This window comes from Stenotrophomonas indicatrix (assembly GCF_002750975.1).
GTDB lineage: Bacteria > Pseudomonadota > Gammaproteobacteria > Xanthomonadales > Xanthomonadaceae > Stenotrophomonas > Stenotrophomonas indicatrix.
This window is the reverse complement of record NZ_PEJS01000001.1, coordinates 3,596,899-3,617,088: the sequence shown is the minus strand read 5'-3', so window position 1 is coordinate 3,617,088 and position 20,190 is coordinate 3,596,899. Positions and strand designations below refer to the sequence as shown.

The 20,190-nt window shown below is 65.9% G+C and carries 29 protein-coding genes; 20 read left to right on the top strand and 9 right to left on the bottom strand.

What is annotated here, in order from left to right:
- The first annotated feature begins 192 nt into the window (after positions 1 to 192).
- The gene (locus CR918_RS16605) at positions 193 to 861 is read left to right on the top strand and encodes a hypothetical protein (RefSeq protein ID WP_080149773.1); all 669 of its coding nucleotides are present in this window, start codon (positions 193 to 195) and stop codon (positions 859 to 861) included.
- 18 nt (positions 862 to 879) lie between these two features.
- On the opposite strand, the gene CR918_RS16600 is transcribed toward CR918_RS16605, so the two are convergent.
- Entirely contained in the window at positions 880 to 1,200 is a 321-nt protein-coding gene (locus tag CR918_RS16600) for a hypothetical protein (protein ID WP_025879041.1), read from the bottom strand.
- Positions 1,201 to 1,328: 128 nt separating this feature from the next.
- Positions 1,329 to 1,673, bottom strand: a complete 345-nt coding sequence (locus tag CR918_RS16595; RefSeq protein ID WP_025879040.1) for a winged helix-turn-helix transcriptional regulator — start codon at positions 1,671 to 1,673, stop codon at positions 1,329 to 1,331.
- An 87-nt stretch (positions 1,674 to 1,760) separates the two neighbouring features.
- Between CR918_RS16595 and CR918_RS16590 the strand changes: the two genes are divergently transcribed.
- Positions 1,761 to 2,087: a nuclear transport factor 2 family protein gene (locus tag CR918_RS16590; protein ID WP_099843778.1), complete on the top strand. Its 327-nt coding sequence runs from the start codon at positions 1,761 to 1,763 to the stop codon at positions 2,085 to 2,087.
- A gap of 120 nt (positions 2,088 to 2,207) precedes the next feature.
- Here the strand turns inward: CR918_RS16590 and CR918_RS16585 are convergent, their stop codons facing one another.
- Positions 2,208 to 2,849 (bottom strand): glutathione S-transferase family protein, encoded by a 642-nt coding sequence (locus CR918_RS16585; protein ID WP_099844403.1) that lies wholly within the window; start codon positions 2,847 to 2,849, stop codon positions 2,208 to 2,210.
- A gap of 195 nt (positions 2,850 to 3,044) precedes the next feature.
- On the opposite strand from CR918_RS16585, the gene CR918_RS16580 reads away from it, so the two are divergent.
- Complete coding sequence (locus CR918_RS16580) at positions 3,045 to 3,365, top strand: hypothetical protein (RefSeq protein ID WP_080149919.1); 321 nt, start codon at positions 3,045 to 3,047, stop codon at positions 3,363 to 3,365.
- A 20-nt stretch (positions 3,366 to 3,385) separates the two neighbouring features.
- On the opposite strand, the gene CR918_RS16575 is transcribed toward CR918_RS16580, so the two are convergent.
- Positions 3,386 to 3,688: a hypothetical protein gene (locus tag CR918_RS16575; protein WP_025879036.1), complete on the bottom strand. Its 303-nt coding sequence runs from the start codon at positions 3,686 to 3,688 to the stop codon at positions 3,386 to 3,388.
- Positions 3,689 to 3,855: 167 nt separating this feature from the next.
- Here CR918_RS16575 and CR918_RS16570 point away from each other — a divergent pair, with 167 nt between their 5' ends.
- The 7 genes from CR918_RS16570 to CR918_RS16540 all read left to right on the top strand — a co-directional run bounded on the left by CR918_RS16570 (position 3,856) and on the right by CR918_RS16540 (position 8,407).
- Positions 3,856 to 4,086, top strand: a complete 231-nt coding sequence (locus CR918_RS16570; RefSeq protein ID WP_033832573.1) for a hypothetical protein — start codon at positions 3,856 to 3,858, stop codon at positions 4,084 to 4,086.
- Positions 4,087 to 4,183: 97 nt separating this feature from the next.
- Positions 4,184 to 4,441, top strand: a complete 258-nt coding sequence (locus tag CR918_RS16565; protein WP_223483464.1) for a hypothetical protein — start codon at positions 4,184 to 4,186, stop codon at positions 4,439 to 4,441.
- 43 nt (positions 4,442 to 4,484) lie between these two features.
- A complete protein-coding gene (locus tag CR918_RS16560) occupies positions 4,485 to 4,700 on the top strand; it encodes a hypothetical protein (protein WP_025879033.1) in 216 nt (71 codons plus the stop codon).
- On the top strand, positions 4,688 to 4,987 hold the full coding sequence (locus CR918_RS16555; RefSeq protein WP_025879032.1) for a hypothetical protein: 300 nt from the start codon (positions 4,688 to 4,690) through the stop codon (positions 4,985 to 4,987). Before CR918_RS16560 ends, CR918_RS16555 begins: the two co-directional genes overlap by 13 nt.
- 77 nt (positions 4,988 to 5,064) lie before the next feature.
- Positions 5,065 to 6,129, top strand: coding sequence for an alpha/beta hydrolase (locus tag CR918_RS16550; protein ID WP_099843776.1), 1,065 nt, complete (start codon positions 5,065 to 5,067; stop codon positions 6,127 to 6,129).
- Between the two features lie 312 nt (positions 6,130 to 6,441).
- Positions 6,442 to 7,362 carry an MBL fold metallo-hydrolase gene (locus CR918_RS16545; protein ID WP_099843774.1) on the top strand — a complete coding sequence of 307 codons (921 nt, stop codon included), beginning with the start codon at positions 6,442 to 6,444 and terminating at the stop codon, positions 7,360 to 7,362.
- Between the two features lie 91 nt (positions 7,363 to 7,453).
- A complete protein-coding gene (locus CR918_RS16540) occupies positions 7,454 to 8,407 on the top strand; it encodes an alpha/beta fold hydrolase (RefSeq protein WP_032976695.1) in 954 nt (317 codons plus the stop codon).
- A gap of 585 nt (positions 8,408 to 8,992) precedes the next feature.
- On the opposite strand, the gene CR918_RS16535 is transcribed toward CR918_RS16540, so the two are convergent.
- The 3 genes from CR918_RS16535 to CR918_RS16525 form a co-directional block, all read right to left on the bottom strand.
- On the bottom strand, positions 8,993 to 9,874 hold the full coding sequence (locus tag CR918_RS16535) for an RNA polymerase sigma-70 factor (protein ID WP_099843772.1): 882 nt from the start codon (positions 9,872 to 9,874) through the stop codon (positions 8,993 to 8,995).
- A gap of 83 nt (positions 9,875 to 9,957) precedes the next feature.
- Positions 9,958 to 10,365 carry a cupin domain-containing protein gene (locus CR918_RS16530; RefSeq protein ID WP_025879026.1) on the bottom strand — a complete coding sequence of 136 codons (408 nt, stop codon included), beginning with the start codon at positions 10,363 to 10,365 and terminating at the stop codon, positions 9,958 to 9,960.
- Positions 10,366 to 10,400: 35 nt separating this feature from the next.
- A complete protein-coding gene (locus CR918_RS16525) occupies positions 10,401 to 10,880 on the bottom strand; it encodes a carboxymuconolactone decarboxylase family protein (RefSeq protein ID WP_099843770.1) in 480 nt (159 codons plus the stop codon).
- A 144-nt stretch (positions 10,881 to 11,024) separates the two neighbouring features.
- Between CR918_RS16525 and CR918_RS16520 the strand changes: the two genes are divergently transcribed.
- The 5 genes from CR918_RS16520 to CR918_RS16500 all read left to right on the top strand — a co-directional run bounded on the left by CR918_RS16520 (position 11,025) and on the right by CR918_RS16500 (position 14,385).
- Positions 11,025 to 11,282 carry a sigma factor-like helix-turn-helix DNA-binding protein gene (locus CR918_RS16520; protein WP_223483463.1) on the top strand — a complete coding sequence of 86 codons (258 nt, stop codon included), beginning with the start codon at positions 11,025 to 11,027 and terminating at the stop codon, positions 11,280 to 11,282.
- Complete coding sequence (locus tag CR918_RS16515; RefSeq protein WP_025879023.1) at positions 11,279 to 12,310, top strand: LysR family transcriptional regulator; 1,032 nt, start codon at positions 11,279 to 11,281, stop codon at positions 12,308 to 12,310. The genes CR918_RS16520 and CR918_RS16515 overlap by 4 nt, the downstream gene beginning before the upstream one ends.
- A 115-nt stretch (positions 12,311 to 12,425) precedes the next feature.
- Entirely contained in the window at positions 12,426 to 13,193 is a 768-nt protein-coding gene (locus tag CR918_RS16510; RefSeq protein WP_099785510.1) for an SDR family oxidoreductase, read from the top strand.
- A gap of 32 nt (positions 13,194 to 13,225) precedes the next feature.
- A complete protein-coding gene (locus CR918_RS16505) occupies positions 13,226 to 13,723 on the top strand; it encodes an Ohr family peroxiredoxin (protein ID WP_025879021.1) in 498 nt (165 codons plus the stop codon).
- Positions 13,724 to 13,932: 209 nt separating this feature from the next.
- Positions 13,933 to 14,385, top strand: coding sequence for a PA2169 family four-helix-bundle protein (locus tag CR918_RS16500; protein ID WP_032952113.1), 453 nt, complete (start codon positions 13,933 to 13,935; stop codon positions 14,383 to 14,385).
- A gap of 85 nt (positions 14,386 to 14,470) precedes the next feature.
- Here the strand turns inward: CR918_RS16500 and CR918_RS16495 are convergent, their stop codons facing one another.
- Positions 14,471 to 15,937 carry an MFS transporter gene (locus tag CR918_RS16495; protein WP_243379123.1) on the bottom strand — a complete coding sequence of 489 codons (1,467 nt, stop codon included), beginning with the start codon at positions 15,935 to 15,937 and terminating at the stop codon, positions 14,471 to 14,473.
- Between the two features lie 109 nt (positions 15,938 to 16,046).
- Between CR918_RS16495 and CR918_RS16490 the strand changes: the two genes are divergently transcribed.
- The 5 genes from CR918_RS16490 (at position 16,047) to CR918_RS16470 (ending at position 19,745) form a co-directional block, all read left to right on the top strand.
- The gene (locus tag CR918_RS16490) at positions 16,047 to 16,952 is read left to right on the top strand and encodes a LysR substrate-binding domain-containing protein (RefSeq protein ID WP_099785506.1); all 906 of its coding nucleotides are present in this window, start codon (positions 16,047 to 16,049) and stop codon (positions 16,950 to 16,952) included.
- Between the two features lie 216 nt (positions 16,953 to 17,168).
- Entirely contained in the window at positions 17,169 to 18,350 is a 1,182-nt protein-coding gene (cml, locus tag CR918_RS16485; RefSeq protein WP_099843764.1) for a CmlA/FloR family chloramphenicol efflux MFS transporter, read from the top strand.
- Positions 18,351 to 18,386: 36 nt separating this feature from the next.
- Positions 18,387 to 19,010 carry an SLOG cluster 4 domain-containing protein gene (locus CR918_RS16480; RefSeq protein WP_223486721.1) on the top strand — a complete coding sequence of 208 codons (624 nt, stop codon included), beginning with the start codon at positions 18,387 to 18,389 and terminating at the stop codon, positions 19,008 to 19,010.
- An 83-nt stretch (positions 19,011 to 19,093) separates the two neighbouring features.
- The gene (locus CR918_RS21395; protein ID WP_099843762.1) at positions 19,094 to 19,294 is read left to right on the top strand and encodes a hypothetical protein; all 201 of its coding nucleotides are present in this window, start codon (positions 19,094 to 19,096) and stop codon (positions 19,292 to 19,294) included.
- Between the two features lie 100 nt (positions 19,295 to 19,394).
- Positions 19,395 to 19,745, top strand: coding sequence for a VOC family protein (locus CR918_RS16470; RefSeq protein WP_099844401.1), 351 nt, complete (start codon positions 19,395 to 19,397; stop codon positions 19,743 to 19,745).
- A gap of 97 nt (positions 19,746 to 19,842) precedes the next feature.
- Here CR918_RS16470 and CR918_RS16465 read toward each other — a convergent pair whose 3' ends face one another.
- Complete coding sequence (locus CR918_RS16465) at positions 19,843 to 20,133, bottom strand: KGG domain-containing protein (RefSeq protein ID WP_099785502.1); 291 nt, start codon at positions 20,131 to 20,133, stop codon at positions 19,843 to 19,845.
- Positions 20,134 to 20,190 lie beyond the last annotated feature (57 nt).

Here is a 20,190-nt window from a genome sequence, read left to right as displayed (position 1 = left end):
GATTGCCGCATTCTGCGACTCGATGGCGAAGAGCATCCGAGCCAGCACAGACACGGGGAACCGTGGCGAGTGACGTCGTCCAGGATTGGACCTGCAGATGGGACTTGCCGGCATCGGCTCTGACCAGAGCGCGGCCACTCTTCCCCCGCCCGTGATCCCGGCTTCACGCGCCGCACGCTATCCACAGCGGTCATGGACCTCATACGACTGCTGCGATCGCTGGAAGAATTCCTCTACGAGCTGGTCGGCTGGCTGGTGTTCTATCCGCGGATGTTCTGGCGGGTACTGATTCACCCCGGCGAGGTCGCCCTCTACACCCGCCGCGAGCTCGGCAAGGATTCGGACCAGCGGTTCTCCGATGCGATCAGCCCGGTGCTGATGCTGATCCTGTCGGTGGCCATCGCCCATGCGCTGGAGATGGCGCTGCGCATGTCCTCGCCCCGACTCAGTACACCGGTAGGGCAGCTGCTTTTCAGCAGCGAGCAGGGGCTGCTGCTCACCCGCTCTGCGGTGTTCTGCGTGTACGCGCTCGGCGCGGCACTGGGCACGCTTCGGCGTCAGCGGCTGCCCGTGAACCGCGAGACGCTGCGCGAGCCCTTCTCCATCCAGGCGTTCATCGCATGCCCCTTCGTGGTGGCACTCGCGCTGGCGCAGGCGGCAGCTGCTTCCCCGTCGCAGGCCGGCCCGTTCACCGCGCCAGCCATCGGCGCGCTGGCGGTGGCGTGGTACCTGTGGGCCCGCATGCGGGCCTTCGTGGCCTTGAATGGAGGATCAGCGCTGCGTGCGCTCGGCTCGGTAGTGGTCTCGTTCCTGCTGACGACGATCGGGGTTGTCGGCCTGTTTGCTGCCGTCATTCTCTGATCTTCAACAGGGCGGCGATCACTCGAGAGCGTGATCGGATTTGCGCGGTGGCACTGCCGTGGCCTCACCGCGCTGCAGGAGGTCGAAGAAGTCCACTGCCTCCGCCGCCAGCGCGTCGTGGGCGTCGAAATCCCAGTTCTGCTTGTACTCGCGGGCGAGCAGATCACAGACGGCCTTGGCCTGCTGGTAGGTCTGCGACTTCTCCCCGCGATCGGCCAACTGGTCGCGGTGGATCTGGCACAGCATGAGCTGGTGGGCATCTTCGGCCCGCTCGCGCTCCCAGCCGATGTCGGGCAGGGCGGACAATGCTGAGGCAAGCGCGATGGCAATCAAGGGCATGATCCGGTTCCGGGCAGGGGGCGGAACCTGAGCGTAGGTGATGGTGCAGTGCGCGTGGCGGCACGCGCGATGGCCGTTTTACGGGGTGTTCACCATTCGCAGCAGCATGGTGGCTGCGCTGAAGGTGGTCATGCCGATGGCTCGCCTGCCGCTGGTTTCTGCTCCTGCCACAGCAGCAGCGCGTCCAGTGCCGGGCACAGTGCCTGCCCCCACGCGCTCAGTCGATACTCCACTTTCGGTGGCACCTGCGGATACACCGTGCGCAGCACGATGCCGTCGGCTTCCAGTGCACGCAGCTGCTGCGCCAGCATCTTCTGCGAGATGCCGGGGATGAGCCGCTCCAGGTCGGAATAGCGCTGCACCTTGCCGTCGAACAGGTGGAAGAGGATCAACAGCTTCCAGCGGCCTTCCAGCAGTGCGAGTGCACTGGCCACGTCTGCAGCGGCGGTCTCAGGGGTATAGGCCTTTCTCATGGGGTGGGTCACTTACCTTCAGGTGCGTTCTTGTGGCGGCCAGGGTGCGGTTCGAGAATAGCGCCAGTCCCGCCTGGAGTGCCTGCGATGTCGATCGATCTTCCCGCGCCGTTGTCCCGCTATTTCCTGCTGGCCAATGGCGAGCCCGGAACCCACGTAGAGCAGTGCTTTGCCGCAGGCGCGACGGTGGGCGATGAGCGCCAGCAACACCGGGGACACACGGCGATTGCCGCCTGGGTGGCGCAGACGCGTGCGGCCTACCAGCAACACGTGGTCCCCCTGCAGCTGCACGTGCAGGACGGTCGCCACATCGTGTCTGCGGAGGTCAGTGGCACGTTTCCGGGCAGCCCGGTGGTGCTGACACACGCGTTCACCCTGGAAGGGGATGGCATCGTCGCGCTGGACATCCACTGATCCAGTGGCGGTTGCTTCCGGAGATCGGGTGGCACGCGGATGGCTGCCGATTTGCGCGTTGCAGTACCAATGGATGGCGAACTCCACGCATGGCGTGGAGCTACTGAACGCGGGGTGGAGCTACAGGTTCTGGAACACCGCCAGCTGCGCGGCGAAGGCACGCTGGTAGGCCGGCCGCGCGGTCGCGCGGTCAACGTAGGCAGCAAGGTCTGGATACTCGCCGACGATGCCGCTGCTCTGCAGCCGCAGCAGCACCGACACCATCAGCAGATCGCCGGCGCTGAAGTCTCCGTCCAGCCATGGTGCATCGCCCAGCCGGGCGGACAGCTGGCTCAGCCGCCTGCGCACGCGCTCGTCCAGCATCACCAGTCGTTGCGCGTACCAGGGCTGTTCGCGTTCCAGCACCCACGCCATGGAGCGTTCGACGATCGGCGGCTCCACAGTGTTCAGCGCGGCGAACATCCAGGTGATCGCACGCATGCGCGCACCGGCATCGGCGGGCAGCAACCCGGGGCGCTGTTCGGCCAGGTGCAGCAGGATCGCGCCTGATTCAAACAGCACTACGTTGCCATCCTCATAGGTGGGAATCTGACCGAACGGATGCCGCGCCAGGTGCGCCGGCTGCTTCATCTCCTCGAAGGTGAGCAGATGGACGTCGTAGGCGAGGCCCAGCTCTTCCAACGCCCAGCGCACGCGCATGTCGCGGGCCAGCCCCTGGCCACGGTCCGGGGAATGCTTGAATGCGGTCAGGATCGGCGTCATCAGGATGTCCATCGGCGTTGGCTGCCACGTTGGCCGGCCTTTCTTCTCTTGACGCGCGGACGGGTCGGGAATCGACACGCCTCCGCTGACCGAGGCCCTGGCATCGCCGGCCCGGATGAACGGTTCACGTCGGACGATTCGCCCGGGAGGGTCGGTGCAGCGATACTGCCGTCCTGCACACCCTTGGGGAAGTACGTGAGCACGTCCAGACTGCCGCGCATCGTTGGGTTCGACGTGCCACGGCTTCACCAGCAGGTCGATGCGACTGCCGATGAAGCGATCACCGCGCTGCTCGATCAGGCACCCGATGAACAGTGGACCGGCCGCTTCCTGCAGCACTGCGCGACGTTGGCGTCGCAGCTGTCATTGGCGGAAGTGAGGGTGGAGGGCACCCGCATTGCCTTCCATGGCTCCATCGCCGATGCGCGTGCCTTGGCCGATGCGGTCATCGCGCTGGTGAACCGGTTGAATGATCAGCTGATGCAGGAAGGCAACCAGCTCGCCGGCGAGGAGTGATCTGCCCGCAGCCTGCTGTCTCAGCCCGCTTGCGGGGCCAATGCCGGTCCGGACAGGCGCGCCCAGCAGCCCATCGCCATTTCCGCCGACCCCGGGTGGCCACGCAGGCTGGTGCGCAGCGCAAGCCGTGACTGCAGATCGGTGAGCCACGCCGTGCGCGTGCCATGCGGGTTGCGGACATAGATGTCGCACGCCAGGCGGATGACCGGTGCGACCTCGTGGCGGAAGTTGATGGCGGGCAGATCGCCCGTCTGGAACGCGGCCTGCCAGTGCTGCAGCTCGCGCTCGACGTCAACGAAGTCCTTGTTGGTGATGCGTTCCATGAGACTTCTCCTGTTGGGACGCCAACGTACACCTGTGCATGTCAGGAGCCTGTGTGCGCGCAGCGCTGTTCATGGTGCCCGTTCATTAATCTCCGGCTTTCATGCAGCTGCGTAACCGGCCCACGCCCACAGTGGCGTTGCAGCAGATCGCTGCGGTGGAGCAAGACATGAACAACAATACGCCGCAAGGCCAGACCGACCGCACCAACGCCCCGACCGGAATCAAGCAGGCCGCCCAGCAGGGCCAGGCCGACGGCAACGCAATGGGCGGCGACCGGAAGCAGGACGGCAAGCAGCGCCAGCAGGAGCAGCAGGTCCAGCAGGATGCAAAGCCGGTCGGCCCGCAGAAGTCCGGGCAGGAACAGAAGAGCGAGCCGGGCCGTGACACCCGTCGCTGAGCAATAAGCGAAGAAGAGGCCGCGCGTTGCGCGGCTTTCCTCTGTCCAACGTTCGGGAAGAGCGCTGATGCCATCCCATGCCCGTGCGGTAAGCCTGATGACGAAGATCATGTACCAGTGCCGTCCGGCAAGAACGACGACGATGGCGCGCTGCCGCGCCTGCCAGGCCCCCAGTCCGGGTGGCATGGAGTGCGCGCGTTGCCTTACCGAAGAACTCGGGGGCGTGATCGGCAACCGCGGTGCTGCGGCACGGTGGCTGGATTCGTTCCTGAAGGTGCAGCAGGACGAGGCGTTCGTTTTCGTGTGCGCCAAGCGGGTCGAGGAAATCGCGTCGGCGGGTCGCAGTCTGGAGTGACATTGCGCAGGCGTATGCTCGAACTCCAATGGGAGCGAGCGTCATGTCTTTTCAGATCAACCTCTATGACAGGGATGGACGCGGGCTTCGCCTTCCCGATGGATGGTGGATCGACCTGCACACCGATCCCCCCGCGCTGGTCAACGGCGCTGTCCGCATCGATCTGCCGGCGTCCGCGCGCAACGAGCATCCTGATCTGCAACCGGACGTCCTGAACCATCTCCGCCGCCGTATTGAAGGTGCGCAATGGCTAACCTGACCTACCATCCGCCGCTGGGCGTGCGCTGGCTGACGTTCCGCCTGCGCAACGGTCAATCCATCGGCCCGGAGAAGCTGCGGGCCGTGTGGTCCGATGCCGCGGAAACCAACAACTGTTCGGTCCGCCGCGAGCACGTGGAAGGCGCCGGCTTCGTCTATGCGCTGTACGCACCGAGCGGGCTGTGTGTTCCGCGGCGCGCGGAACTGCGCATGCGGCTGTTGCTGGAAGAAGCGGGCTACGCGTTTTCGATGGGCGTGCTTACCGGCAGCCATCCTGCCTACGGTTGAGCGCAGGGTGATCTGATCGGCCCGGAGGTTGCTAGACTGCGCGCCCCGCGCGTTGCCGCAATCACGGAAGATTCCCCATGCCGAAGCTGTCTGCTCTTGCTGTTTTCCTGGCGCTCGCTGTCTGCGCGCCAACCGCACACGCCGAGGAACAGGACAGCGCCTCGACCATCGCGTTCAAGTCGATCAGCCCGGTGCTGAATGCCCTGATCAATGCCGACGATGCGCAGGACCTGATGGAGCGGGCCGAGGAAGACGACGCCACGCTGCTGCAGTCGCTGGCGCTCTATCTGGCCGCAACCCGCGAAGACCCCACGTTGGCGCAGGCGCCGTACCACGCAGCGGCATTGTTCGCACGCCGCGGTGACGATGCGCTGGCCGAGCGCTATCTGCGCCAAGCCGATGAGCGTGGCATGTGGTTCGCGCCCGCGCTGGCCGACAACGATGACTTCGAGCACCTGCGCGGAACGCCGTTCTTCAAGCAGGTGCTGGCCAATACACAGGCACGCTACGCGAAGGTATCGGTCGGCAAGGTGGGCGCCATCTCGGTGCTGGCCCCTTCGAAGGGGGTTGCGATGCCGGCCTGTGCGCCGGTGCTGGTGTGGCTGCACGGCTACGGCATCAATGGCTACCTGGACAGCAGCGAGCAGCCGCTGGCCGATGCTGGTGTGGTGTTGCTGGGCATCAACGGTACGGAGATGCGCGAGTCGTTCGACAGCTTCAGCTGGACCGGCCCGTATGAGGGCACGCACAAGGTGGTGCAGGCGGGGCTGGAGCAACTGGCCGCGCGCCAGTGCATCGACCGCAAGCAGGTGTACCTGATGGGCTTCTCGCAGGGCTCGCAGCATGCCGGCGCGCTGCTGGCGCAGCATCCGGATGACTATGCCGGCGCATTGCTGGTGTCGCCGGGTGGCTGGCGCCAGCCGGTGCCCACGCAGAGCAGCGCGCACGGCAAGCGGGTGTTCGTCATCAACGGCGAGCAGGAAGGGCCGGCGAACCAGAAGATGAGCGCGGATTTCCGCGCCCTTTTCAGCGATGGCAACGAGCTCCGGTCGCGTACCCATGAGGGTGGCCATTTCTATCCGGACGACTGGAAGACCTCGTTCCCACAGGCCATCCGCTGGCTGATGGGCAAGGGCGGCTGAGCGAAGCCCACCGGGTGGCAGGCGGTGGGCGGGAACCACGTCGCCCACTGCTTCCCAAAAGGCAACGCCGCGAGCCCGCCTGCGGGCCTACTGCGCACCGCCTGCGTTGCCTACGCTGATCCCACACGGCCCTTGCCGTGCTCCGGGGCCACGACAGCTCGTGGATCCCGTCTTCAATCGAACCAGCGGCGCTGTGCTGCAGGGCATTGCTGCCCGGCAACGCCATGCCCTGCGCCGTGCGAAGGCGTACCCCGGAACTGTCCGCCGGCCCTGCTTCACTGCCTGCCAGCCAACCTTCGTGGAGATCGCCTCATGTTCAGCCTGGAAAACACCATTGCCCCTGCCGCGCCCGCGCTCGACGAGCTTGTTCCCTCGCGCTACGCCCTGAAAGTCGGTGATATCGATGTGCTGGTGGTCAGCGACGGCGTGCTGCCGCTGCCGACGCAGATGCTCGGCCACAACGTGCAGGCGTCCGAGCGCGCCGAATGGTTCGACGAGATGTACCTGCCACAGGATGCGTTCGACTGGGCGTTGAACGTGATGGTGGTGCACAGCGGTGAGCGCACCATCCTGATCGACGCCGGCCTGGGCATGGACCCGGACCTGCAGCTGCCGCGCGCCGGCCAGTTGATCCGCCGCCTCGGCGCTGCCGGTATCGACCTGCGCGAGATCACCGACGTGGTGATCACCCACATGCACATGGACCACATCGGTGGCCTGCTGGTGGACGGAGTGAAAGCACAGCTGCGGCCGGACCTGAAGATCCACGTTGCGGCGTCGGAAGTGGCGTTCTGGAAGTCGCCCGACTTCACCCGCACGAACATGCCGCAGGGATTCCCGGACGCGCTTCGCGCAACGGCCACGCATTTCTGGGCCGAGTACGGCAGTTTCGTGCACACCTTCGAGGATGAGCATGAGATCGCACCGGGCGTAGTCGCGCGCCGCACCGGCGGCCACACGCCGGGCCACTGCGTGGTGCGCGTTGCTTCGGGGGGCCAGGCGCTGACCTTTGCTGGCGATGCCGTGTTCGCCGTCGGTTTTGATCAACCGAACTGGCACAACGGTTTCGAGCACGACCCGGAGGAAGCAGCGCGGGTGCGCATCGAACTGCTCAATGCGCTGGCCGGCACCGGCGAGATGCTGGTGGCCACGCACCTGCCGTTCCCGTCGGTGGGCCGGGTGTCCCGCGAGGGCGAGGCGTTCCGCTGGGTGCCGGCGTTCTGGGATTTTTGATCAAGTTTTCTGGACTTCACGTCACCAATGGTCCCGGACAGGGGCGCACAGTAGCCCCTGTCGAAACCCACCCATCCGCTGGAGGTCCCCCATGAACACCGTTACCCGCACCCTCGCTGCAACTGCCCTGGCCCTGTCGATGCAGGCGGGCCTGTCCGCCCAGGCCGCCGCGCCGGCACACCCGTCCGCACCCAGCGCTGTCACGCGCACCGCCAGCACCATCACCACCGCCGATGGCGTGCAGCTGTACTACAAGGACTGGGGCCCGAAGAACGGGCCGGTGGTGACCTTCAGCCATGGCTGGCCGCTGGATTCGGACAGCTGGGAATCGCAGATGATGTTCCTGGCGGACCACGGATACCGGGTGGTCGCGCACGACCGCCGTGGCCACGGTCGTTCCAGCCAGCCCTGGGATGGCAACGACATGGATCACTATGCCGATGATCTGGCCACGGTGATCAATACGCTGGACCTGAAGGACGTCACGCTGGTGGGCTTCTCCACCGGCGGCGGCGAAGTGGCGCGGTACATCGGTCGCCATGGCACGGGACGGGTGAAGAAGGCCGTGCTGATCAGTTCGGTGCCGCCGTTCATGCTGAAAACCGCAGACAACCCGGGTGGCGTTCCGATCGAAGTGTTCGACGGCATCCGCAAGGCGCAGCTGGAGAACCGCTCGCAGCTGTACAAGGACATTCCGTCCGGGCCGTTCTATGGATTCAACCGACCGGGCGCGAAGGTCAACCAGGCGATGGTCGATGCATGGTGGGCGCAGGGCATGCTGGGTGGACAGAAGAACACCTACGACTCGATCGCCGCGTTCTCGGCGACCGACTTCCGCGCTGACCTGCAGAAGTTCGATGTGCCGACCCTGGTGATCCACGGCGACGATGATCAGATCGTGCCGATCGACGTGGCGGGACGGATGTCGGCCAAGCTGATCAAGGGCGCCAGGCTGATCGTCTACCCGGGTGCGCCGCATGGTCTGACCGAGACCCACAAGGACAAGGTCAACCAGGACCTGCTGGCCTTCCTGCAGCAGAAGTAGCCACAAGGGCAGCCGTCAGGCAGCACGGAGACCGGTAGAGCCACGCCATGCGTGGCTTTGCTGTGCATGAGAGCAATCGCATTCACTCATGGCGTGGATCTACTGGATTGACGCAGGGTGGAGAGCCCGCCGGTAGAGCCACGCCATGCGTGGCTTTGCCGTGCATGAAGGCAACCGCATCCACGCATGGCGTGGATCTACTGGATCGACGCAGGGTGGAGAGCCCGCCGGTAGGGCCACGCCATGCGTGGCTTTGCTGTGCATGAAGGCAACCGCATCCGCGCATGGCGTGGATCTACTGGATTGACGCAGGGTGGAAAGCCCACCGGTAGAGCCACGCCATGCGTGGCTTTGCTGTGCATGAAGGCAACCGCATCCACGCATCGCGTGGATCTACTGGATCGACGCAGGGTGGAAAGCCCGCCGAGCCACGCCATGCGTGGCTTTGCTGTGCATGAGAGCAACCGCATCCACGCATGGCGTGGATCTACGGGATTGACGCAGGGTGGAGAGCCCGCCGGTAGGGCCACGCCATGCGTGGCTTTGCCGTGCATGAGAGCAACCGCGTCCACGCATGGCGTGGATCTACTGGATCAAGGTTGGCTGGTTCAGGCCCTGCAGCTTGTGCGGGTTGCGCTGCACCAGGATCTGCACGATCTGCTCGCCGTTGGTATCGAAGGCCATTGCCGATTCCAGCACGTCGTCGAAGTAACGCAGCAGCCCCAGTCGTCCATTGATCATGCTCGGCACCATGCGCAGCTGGTCCTTGCGCCGCAGGTGCGGGGCGTACAGCAGCTGTGCGATGCGTGCGCCGCCGACCATCGGTTTCGGGAAGCTGGTGACGATGCCGCCGCCATCGCCGATCAGCACGGCCGATTCGGCCATCAGGGTTTTCATCGTCCTGAAGTCGCCATTGGCGATGGCCTCTGCGAAACGCCGCATCAGTTTCTGGTGCACGTCCTGCGGCACGTTGTAGCGCGGTCGCTCCTGCCGCAGCTGCAGGCGTGCGCGGTGCACGATCTGCCGGCAGGCGGCTTCGGTCTTGTCCAGCGTGCGTGCCACCACGTCGTAATCCTGGTCGAACACATCGTGCAGCAGGAACGCGGCACGCGCGTCCGGGGCCAGCCGCTCCAGCACGTTGAGGAAGGCCACCGACAGATCACTGGCCGTTTCCAGCATGTACTCGGGTGTGCCGGTGTCTTCGGTGAGCAGCGGCTCGGGCAGCCACATGCCGACATAGTGCTCGCGCGTGCGCCGGGCCAGGCGCAGGCCATCGATGGCGCGGCGGGTGGTGGTGGCCACCAGCCATGCTTCGGCGTTCTCGATGTCCTGCTGGTTGGCGCCATGCCAGCGCAGCCAGACATCCTGCACCACGTCCTCGGCCTCGTGCGAGGAGCCGAGCATGCGGTAGGCCACGCCGAACAGGCGCGGGCGTAGTCGGGTGAACAGTGCGGTGGGGTCGTCCATGCCAGCAGAGACGGGACAGGTCCGCCGATTGTGACACCGGCGGACCTGTGGGAGTGGCGGGAACTGCCCCGGACCGGTGGCGGTCAGCGTGGTGGCAGTACCGCCGGCTTGCCGATGTCCTTGATCAGGAACACGACGAATGTCGCCGGTTCGGTCTGGCTGGCATTGCGGCCGACGGTATGCAGATCGTCCGGGCCCTCATGGAAAGCCTCCCCCGGGCCGAGGGTAACCTCGCGGCCACCGGCCACGCCCATCACGATGCGGCCCTGCAGCACATAGACGAAGCCGTGGGCGTCGTGCCGGTGCACGGGATCGGCGCCGCCGGGTGGGTACTGCACCGTCAGGATCAGTGCTTCCTTGCCCGGCTGTTCCGGCAACGGACGGGTCATGACCTCGCGCACGATGGGCTCGGGCGCGGTGGGCGGCGGCGTGGCGGCGATGCTGGTCAACGGCAGCAGGGCCAGCAGCGCCAGGGAACGGAGAGAACGCATGGCAGGTCTCCAGCAGGAAAGTGTGCAGTCGACGCTCAGGCCAGACCGGCCTTGTCCAGGCCAAAGGCCTGGTCCAGCGAGCCGGGTTGCGTACGGAAGGCGACGTTGGCGCGGTTCCAGGCGTTGATCGCCATCACCGCGTAGGTCAGATCGACGATTTCCTGTTCGGACAGCTGACTACGCACGCGCTCATACACGTCGTCCGCAACCCCCTGCGCAGGCAGGTGGGTAAGTGCGTCGGTCCACGCCAGGCAGGCCCGTTCGCGCGCACTGAACAGGTTCGATTCACGCCACGCCGCGACATGGTGCAGGCGCAGTGCGCGCTCGCCACGGATCGTCGCTTCCTTCACGTGCATGTCCAGGCAGAACCCACAGCCGTTGAGCTGCGAGGCGCGGATGTTGACCAGGTCGATGATGGCCGCTTCGATCGAACTGTTGTGCACGGCATGGGAGAAGGTGCCGAGCTTCCTGAAGAGTTCGGGCGACTGTGCGGCGTAGTCCAGGCGTTGGCTCATGACGGTGTTCCGATGGGAGTTGAGGGACGCAGCGAGGCTAGGCCCGCTGCACGCGGGGCGGTAGGCGAGGGCAGGGCTGCACGGTGTTGCACGAAAAACACCAATGGCCTGTCACAGGAGCGGATGCTCGGCCGTCTGCCGGGCATGGACACCTCATCCGCCCCGAACCGCGCAGCAGCCTGCCCCGCCAGTGAGCGGGTCTGGCAGGCCTTCCTTGCCGCATTGCACGAACTGCCACCGGACATGCGGGCCGTGCTGTTGCTGCATGACGTGCTGGGCGCGGGCTTTGAGGACATCGCGCCACTGCTGGGGCTGGAGCTGCCGGCATGCCGCCAGCGACTGGCCCATGCACGCGCCCACCTGCTTGCCCGACGCGACTTCCAGGAGCCCGGAACACCATGAATGTCATGCCGCAGTCCTGTCTGGCCAGCGACGGCCGCGATTCCCTCACTGCGTCCTTCTCCGCCAGCTATGCCGGGGTTCTGGCATTCATCGCGGTAGCCGCCGAGGGCAGCTTCGCCCGCGCCGGTGATCGCCTCGGCATCGGTCGTTCGGCCGTCAGCCGCAGCGTGCAGAAGCTGGAGGGACAACTGGGCGTGCGCCTGTTCCTGCGCACCACGCGCTCGACAACACTCACCCGCGAAGGCGAGCTGTTCCTGGAGGGCTGCAGCCCTGGCGTTGCCAGCATCCTGCAGGCGCTGGACGAAATGCGCGACCTGCGCGAGGGACCGCCGCGCGGGCATCTGCGGATCAGTGCGACCCATGGCTTCGGACGCCGGGTGATCGCGCCGCTGCTGTCTGCGTTCCGCGCGGAGTATCCAGAGGTCTCTGTGGAGCTGCTGCTGGACGAGCAGGCACCGGACCTGGCCGCCGATCGCATCGATGTGGCGTTCCGCGATGGCGTGCTGGAAGACAGCCAGGTGATCGCCAAGCAGCTGGTGCCGATGCAGCTGGTGGTCTGTGCATCGCCCGCGTATGTGCAGGCACATGGCCTGGCAGACACCATCGAAGCGTTGTCCAGCCATGCCTGCATCGGTCGACGCCTTCCCGGTGGGCGCCTGCAGCGCTGGGACTTCCGTGTGGACGGCCAGGATGTGAATCTGCAGCCGCCGGCGGAGGTGGTGTTCAATGATGCCGATCTTGTACTGCAGGCAGTGATCGACGGATTGGGGATCGCCCAGCTGCCCAGCTACCAGGTAAGTGATGCGTTGCGCGCAGGCGCTGTAGTGACCTGCCTGGACCGCTACGCGCCGCACGATCGTGGCCATTACCTGTGCTATCTAAGCCGACGCCAGCTGCCCAAGCGGATCCGCGCGTTCATCGATTTCAGCACCCAGCGCATACGCGCGCTGGATCTGGATGTGTTCTCGCACTGGGAAGCGCGGCAGCAGGCGGCAGCGCAGCGCGATGCGGCCCCGGCCTGGGCATGACCACATTGGTGCCGATGCGGCAACAGTGCGTGGCCCGCTGCGGATCTACTGCGCCGGCCAATGCGTTTCTAGCATGCAGCCACATCCGAACTTTCCACGTTCCAGGAGACCTGTCATGAAGATCCTCGTCATCGGTGGCACCGGCCGCATCGGCAGCAAGGTGGTCGATCGCCTGCATGCGGCCGGCCACGACGTCGTCGTCGCTGCACCCTCCACCGGTATCGATGTGCTGAGCGGCGAGGGCCTGGCCGCTGCGATGGCGGGCACCGAGGTAGTGGTCGACCTGGCCAACTCGCCCTCGTTCGAAGATGCGGCGGTGCTGTCGTTCTTCGTGACTGCCGGCCACAACATCCTGGCGGCCGCGGCGCAGGCAGGCGTACGCCATCATGTCGCGCTGTCGGTGGTGGGTACCGACAAGCTGGCGGCCAGCGGCTATTTCCGCGGCAAGATCGCCCAGGAACGCCTGATCCGCGATTCGGGCCTGGCGTTCACGATCATCCACTCGACGCAGTTCTTCGAGTTCCTGCCGGGCATCATCCAGGCAGCCGGTGACGGCCAGACCCTGCAGCTGCCGACCGCCGCAGTGCAGCCGATCGCCGCCGAGGATGTGGCCGATGCGGTTGCGCGCATCGCGCAGCAGGCACCAGCCAATGGCGTGGTGGAGATCGCCGGCCCGGAACGCGAATCGATGGCGGTGCTGGCGCAGCGCTTCCTGCAGGCAACCGGTGACGCGCGTGAAGTGGTTGGCGATGCCCAGGCGCGCTACTTCGGTGCGCAGCTGCAGCAGGACACGCTGGTGCCGGTGGGCCAGGCATGGCTCGGCACGATCGGCTTCGAACGCTGGTTGCAGCAGTCCGGGCTGGCACAGGGCCAGCCGGCCTGATCGGCGGTGGACGCTCCCAGCGGGAACCTGCGATGACCGGGCTGAAACCACCTCCGCACACGGTGCTCGACAAGTACCACGGTGATGAGGTGCGCCCGCTGTACACCGGACGGGTGCGGGTCAGTGGTGGCGTGGCACAGCATGGCCGCGCGTCGGGCGTGGTGCGGTCCGATGATGGTGCGCTGTCAGTGGACCTGCGGTTGCCTGCTGAGCTGGGTGGACCCGGTGGCGGTACCAATCCCGAGCAGTTGCTGGCGGCGGGCTACGCCGGCTGCTTCCACGGTGCGATGGTGCTGGTGGCTGCGCGTGCGGGGATGGAACTGGTCGAGCCGAGCATCGAGGTAGCGGTGACGTTCGCGCGAGATCCCGTGGACGGCCTGTACCTGTTGTCGGCCGAGATCGTGGTGTGCCTGCCTGGCATGGACCCGATACGTGCAGCCGAACTGGTGCGCAACACCGAGCGGGTCTGTCCGTACGCGAAGATGTTCCATCGGGGCATCAGCCACGTGGTGCGGGTAGCGGTTGACTAGACATGCGGTGCGGATGGTCGGGCAGGTCATTGCCAGGATTCAGATGCGGTGAAGACACCGCGTCGCCCGCGTGAGTGGGTGGGGCGCCGTTGGGCAGCATGATCACCGCATCAATCGATGCTCACCCGCGAACCACACCCGGTCGGCCAGTCTGGGCTCGCAGGCAACGGATTCCACTGTTGCCCTTTTTCCCCCAGAGGAGACTACACATGAGCACCCAGTCCACCATCGAGCATCGCCTCAACGACCTGATCGAGATCGCACGTGATGGCAAGTCCTTCTACGAGGAAGCCGCAACCAAGGTGAAGGATGCCGAGCTGTCGGCATTGTTCGTCCGCATCGCCGGCGTGAAGGGCCGCATCGTGTCCTCGCTGAGCAGTTCGGTGGCCGCTACCGGCGGCAAGCCGGCCGAGCACGGCACCATGGTCGGTTCCATGCAGCAGTTCTACGGCAAGGTGCGCGCGGCCTTCGGTGACACCAACTACGGTTACGTGGCCGAACTTGAAGAGTCAGAGGATCGCCTGCTTGGCGCGTTCAAGGACGTGCTGAAGGACAACGACCTGCCGCCGGCGGTGCGCCAGGAAGTGACCCAGTGGCTGCCGGAAGTGCAGGAATGCCACTCGGTCATGCGCGACCGCAAGCATGCGATGAAGGCTGCCTGATCGCATCCGGCGATCGTCCCCCCACATCGCCGCGACCAGGGCAGCCCAGTGCTGCCCTGGTCGTTTCTGCGTCTGCCATCTGCGATCAGGCGCGTGGTCTGAGCAGGACAACGGCCAGGCTGGCCAGCGTCGCTGCTGCGGCCGCAGTCCACAGGGACGCGGCAAAGCCCTGGCTGTAGATCGCCCGCGCCAGATCAACCTGGGCTCCTCGGGTCAGTGCACCGGTGGCGATGGTGTCGGCCAGACGCATGACTTCATCTGCAGGAACGCGTGCTGAGAGTCCGGCGCGGATGCCGACGGTCAGGGCGCTGGAGAGGATCGTGAAGCCGAGCAGGATGCCGACGAAGCGGGTCGTCGCACTGATGCCCGAGGCCATGCCTGCGCGGTCGCGGGGCGCCGAACCGATGATCGCCTTGGATGTTTCGCCGTTGAGGATGCCACCGCCTGCGCCGATGATGATCATCGCCAGCAGTGCCACCGTCGGCTGGTTGTGCCATGCACCGATACCGGCCAGCGCATTGCCGGCGGCAGTGATGGACAGGCCGATGGCCAGCACCATCCCGCTCGACAATCGTCTGCCCAGGCGCCTGCCCACGCTGGGGAACAGCAGCATCGCCGCAGCGAACGGCAGCATGCCGGCGCCCGTGGCCAGCGCACTCAGGCCGACGCCGTTCTGCAGGTACTGCGGCAGCATCGAGGCCATCACCTGCGCGCTGACCGCGTAGCCGATCATGGCGATCAGGGCACCGACAAAGCGCGGGCTGGCAAGCAGCCGCAGGTCGACCATCGGATGCCGACGCGTGAGCTCGATGCAGGTGAACAGCGCGGCCATCGCGATGCCCAGGCCCAGGCCGGCCAGGGCCACCGCCGATGTCCATCCCTGCGCGAGTCCTTCCACGAGGAAGAACACGATGCCGAAGATCGCCATGCTGAAGGTGATGATGCCGGGCGGATCGAGCGGGCGTACCACCGTGTCGGCAGTGTCGGGAACCCAGCGGATCGCACCATAGGCCAGGAAGGCGAGGAAGGGCAGGATCGCGATGAACACCGAGCGCCATCCCCACAGCGAGGACAGCAGCCCACCGATAAGCGGCGAGAGCACCATCATCATGCCCATTGCCGTGCCCCAGAAGGCCCAGGCATCGTCGCGTTGCTTGCCCTCGTGGAATTCGTGGCCGATCACCGACAGTGATGGGGCCAGCAGGAAAGCGGCACCCACGCCCTGCAACGCTCGGGCCACATACAGCGCACTGGCCGTGGGGGCCAGCGCGCAGGTCAGCGATGAGAGGGCGAACAGTGCGATGCCGATCAGCAGCACACGCCTGCGGCCATGACGATCGGCGATGGCACCGGCGGGCAGAAGCAACGAGGTGAAGGTCAGGATGTAGCAGCTGATCACCCATTCGATGTCGGCGAAGTCAGCCTGCAGATCCCGCGCGATGGTCGGCAGGGCGACGGCCACGGCGTTGGTTTCCAGCACCGTCATCGTGCAGCCGAGCGAGGCGATGATCAGGATCCAGTTGGGTGGTCTGCGGCGGGGGAAGAGATACACCGGGCACTCGGGTGGGGAAGGAAGAAGGCCCATTCAAGCAACTTCGACTGTTTGTTTCATTGCCGATGTTCTTCAAGTACGTTAGGCAAAAGCTAACGAACCGGCACGCATGGACCGTCGACATCTGCAGTACTACGTCGCACTGGCCGAGGAGCTGCATTTCGGGCGCGCCGCGCTGCGCCTGGGCATCGCCACGCCGACGCTGAGCGTTCAGATCCAGCAGATCGAGCGTCGCCTGGGCACCCCCTTGTTCGATCGCAGTAGGCGCGAGGTCACGCTGACCTCTGCCGGTGCGATCTTCCTGGCCGAAGCACGCAACGTGCTGCGCCAGTTCGAGCAGGCAGAGGCCGTGGGCCGCCGCGCCGGTCGCGGGGAAATCGGCAGGATCGAGATCGGCTACGTAGGTTCGGCGGTCCATGCCGGCGCGCTGCAGGAGCAGTTGCAGCGTTTCCGCAGCGCCTCGCCCGATGTGGAGCTGAAGGTCGGCGAATGGCCGATGGCCGACCTGCCGGACCTGCTGCTGGACGGTCGCATCGATGTGGTGTTCTGCCGGCTTCCGATCGAGGTGCCCGATGCGCTCGGTTCGCACATCCTGATCGAAGATCAGTTCTGCGTGGCGTTGCCGGCATCGCATGCGCTGGCCCACGCGGGGGTGCCGGTGCAGCCGGCGCTGCTGGCGAACGAGGCGTTCATCATGCCGGAGCAGCCCGCCGGCACGCTGGAAGTCGCCCGCCGTGGCGGATTCGTGCCGGACATCCGCTCCCGTCCCGGTCATCTTGTCGCGGTGCTCGCGCAGGTCTCGGTGGGCGATGGCGCCGTGGCGATCGTGCCGTCGGTGCTGCAGCGGACGCTGCTGCTGCCAGGCGTGGTGTATCTGCCGATCGCCGGGCCGGTCATCGCCTCGACCATCGCTGCGCTGTACCGTGAACAGGAAACATCGCCAGCGGTCCGCCGGCTCATCGAGCAGGTGCGGCGTACCCCCTCCCGGCGCATCGACATGCTGCCCTTGTCCTGAGGCCTTGGCGGACGACGTTGCCGGACTGCCCCGCAATGGCCTTGCTACACTGGCCGCACTCGATCTTCCACCGGATCATCAGATGAACGGGAACGGTCCGCAGACAGTCCGCTGAGCCGCAACAACGGTACGCACGTTGTTGCGGTGATCTTGTCCTGCGATCTCCACGCACTGGGTTGATCACCGCCGGATTCCCTCCTGAGCGGATGTTTCCCCATGTCTGATCGAAAAGCCCTTCGCTGGGCCCATTCCCTGCCGGGCGCCATCGTGTTGATGGCTCCCTTTGACCTCCTGGCTTCGCTGGCCATGGATATCTACCTGCCGGTCGTATCGGCCATGCCGCAGGCACTCGGCACGTCGCCCGCCCTCATCCAGTTGACGCTGAGCCTGTACATGCTCGTGCTGGGGCTGGGCCAGCTGATCTTCGGCCCGCTGTCGGACCGGATCGGGCGACGGCCGGTGCTGCTGATGGGCGCGCTGTTGTTCACGCTGGCGTCGTTCGCGCTGGCCGCGTGCAGTGGTGGTGCGGCATTCCTTGCGTGGCGCGGCGTGCAGGCGATTGGGGCGTCGGCCGCACTGGTGGCCACCTTCGCCACGGTGCGCGACGTGTATGCCGATACGGCCGAGGGCGCCACGCTCTATGGCTTGTTTTCCTCGATGTTGGCGTTCGTGCCAGCGCTCGGTCCGATCCTCGGCGCATTGATCGCCTATACGCTGGGCTGGCGGGCCATTTTCATCGCGCTGGGTGTGCTGGGACTGCTGGCGGGTGTACGCGCATGCCGCGGATGGCAGGAGACACGGCCACCGCAGCATGTCCACGCATCGCCAGCCTTCGCGCGCATCCTCGGCAATGCCGGCTTCTGGGTTCATGCATTGGGATTCAGTGCGGCGATGGGCACGTTCTTCGTGTTTTTCTCGATCGCCCCGCGGGTGCTGATGGGGAGGGCCGGCTATTCGGCGATGGGCTTCAGCCTGGCCTTCGCGACGGTGGCACTGGTGATGATCGTCACCTCGCGCTTCGCTGCTCGATTCATCGGGCGATGGGGCATTGGTGGCAGTTTCCAGCGTGGGCTGATGGTGATGATCGGCGGCTCGCTGGTCATGGCGATGACGGCGATGCTGCCGCCATCCTTTGCCAGTGTCGTGTTGCCGATGTGGCTGGTGGCCATCGGCATCGTGATGGTGGCTGCGGTGGCGGCCAACGGTGCGCTGCGCGATTTTGCCGATGCCTCCGGCACGGCAGTGGCGCTGTACTACGCCGTGCAGAGCCTGATCGTGGCAACGCTTGGCACGCTCGCGACGCTGCTGCTGCCGGGCGATACGGTCTGGCCGCTGGTGGCCTTTGGGCTGCTGCTGCCGTCGCTGAGTCTGGGTGGCCTGGTGATGCTGAGGCGGTGAACTGTGCAATCAGCATCAGAAAGACAAACTGCTGGCGTGATACGTTCCCGCGTCGGGCAATTGAACAGTGGCTGCCCGGATCGGTTCCGTCTCCATGCTGTCCTTCCGTTCGGTCACCCAGGTCGCTTCATGACACCAACCTCCCGCAAGTCCTTCCGCAAGCCCCAGATCGCCATCCTGGGGAGTGCCGATCCTGGCTCACCGGCGTTCGACCTCGCTGCACAGGCGGGCAGGTTCCTCGCCGAAAATGGAATCACCCTGGTCAGCGGCTGTGGCAGCCCAGCCACGCGGGTGGCAGCCGAGCATGCAGTCGCAGCCGGCGGCACGGTGCTGAGCGTGATTCCGGAAGGCAGCATGCCCGCAGCAGACTGGCCGGCAACGGTGGTGGTGCCATGCGGCATGGGCGATGCCCGCAACCTGATCATGGCCTTGGCCGGCGATGCCTGCATTGTCATCGGCGGGCGCGCGGGCACGATTTCCGAAGTGTGTCTGGCCTGGCTGCACAAGCGGCCTTTGCTGCCGCTGGTGGGCGCGGGTGGCTGGTCGGAGGGGCTTCCGGGCAACCCTCCCGATGAGCGCGGGAACTCGCCGATACTGCCGTGGCATGACCTCGCGGAGCTGCGCGCGCAGCTGCGTGATCTGCAATTGCTGGCAGGCTGAACCGGCGCCTTCACTTCCTATCCCGCACGCACGGCTACGGTGATGCTGCCTGGAATCACCAGGCCTATCAGGGAGTGATATCGATGCGAACCATCAGGAAAGTGATCGTTGCTGCAGTGTTTGCACTTGCGTGTACCGGTTCGGTGGCGGTGGCCGGTCCGGTCCAGCCGTGCGACTTCCCGTGCTGGAAGGCCTACCAGGCCTGCGTTTCCAGCGGCGGCGATGCCATGGAGTGCCAGTTCGAATACGATCGCTGTGTCATGGACAGGTGCGGCGCCGTCTGAGGCCTGCATACCGTTCGCAATGGGGGGCCCGATCCAGGGGCCCCTTTTCCACCTGGCCGCAGGCACGAAGTCCGCGGTCCTGATCGTCTGGAGCCGCAACATGGCCGTCAAACGTGTCGTCGCCAACATCGCCAGCGCCGATCCTGCGCAGGCGGCCGCGTTCTACGGCGACATCCTCGGCATGGACATCGTGATGGACCACGGCTGGATCGTCACCTACGGTGGGCAGGGCGCTGCGCTGGCACAGCTCAGCGTTGCCAGCGAAGGCGGATCGGGTACGCCGGTGCCGGATCTTTCGATCGAGGTGGATGATCTGGACGCCGTGCTCGAACGCCTGCGACACGCGGACATCGCGCTTGAATATGGCCCAGCCGAAGAGCCATGGGGTGTACGTCGCTTCTACGTGCGCGACCCGTTCGGGCGCCTGTTGAACATCCTCGCCCACACCTAGCCGGCGCGCCTCCGGCTCAGCGGTGCCTTCCACTGTGCTGGCAGTGCTGATCGACGTCGGCCGCACCGCCGGTACGCGGCGCAGTGACCGCAACACGTCAACGTTGTTGACCGCTGTCAGGTTTGTCGGGCATGTCCTGCTGTTGCTGGCGGCTGCTGGCGTGCCGCGCATGGCCGCCTTCACGGCCGATCGTGGCCATGTGTTGGCGGTCCTGGCTGATCGCTTCACCGCCTTTCCGGCCCGCCACCCGGGCCTCGGCCGGGCTGAACTGGTGCGCATTGCCGGATGCGTGGGCGGCACGTCCCCCTTTGGCCGCGATCGCGCGCTGTTTGTCTTCGTCCATCGAGGCAAAGCCACGATTGCTGTTGCCATTGCGTGAGTTGGTCATTACCGGTCTCCGGTGTGAACATGGGGCGCTGCCATCAGTGACGGTCCCATGTTGCAC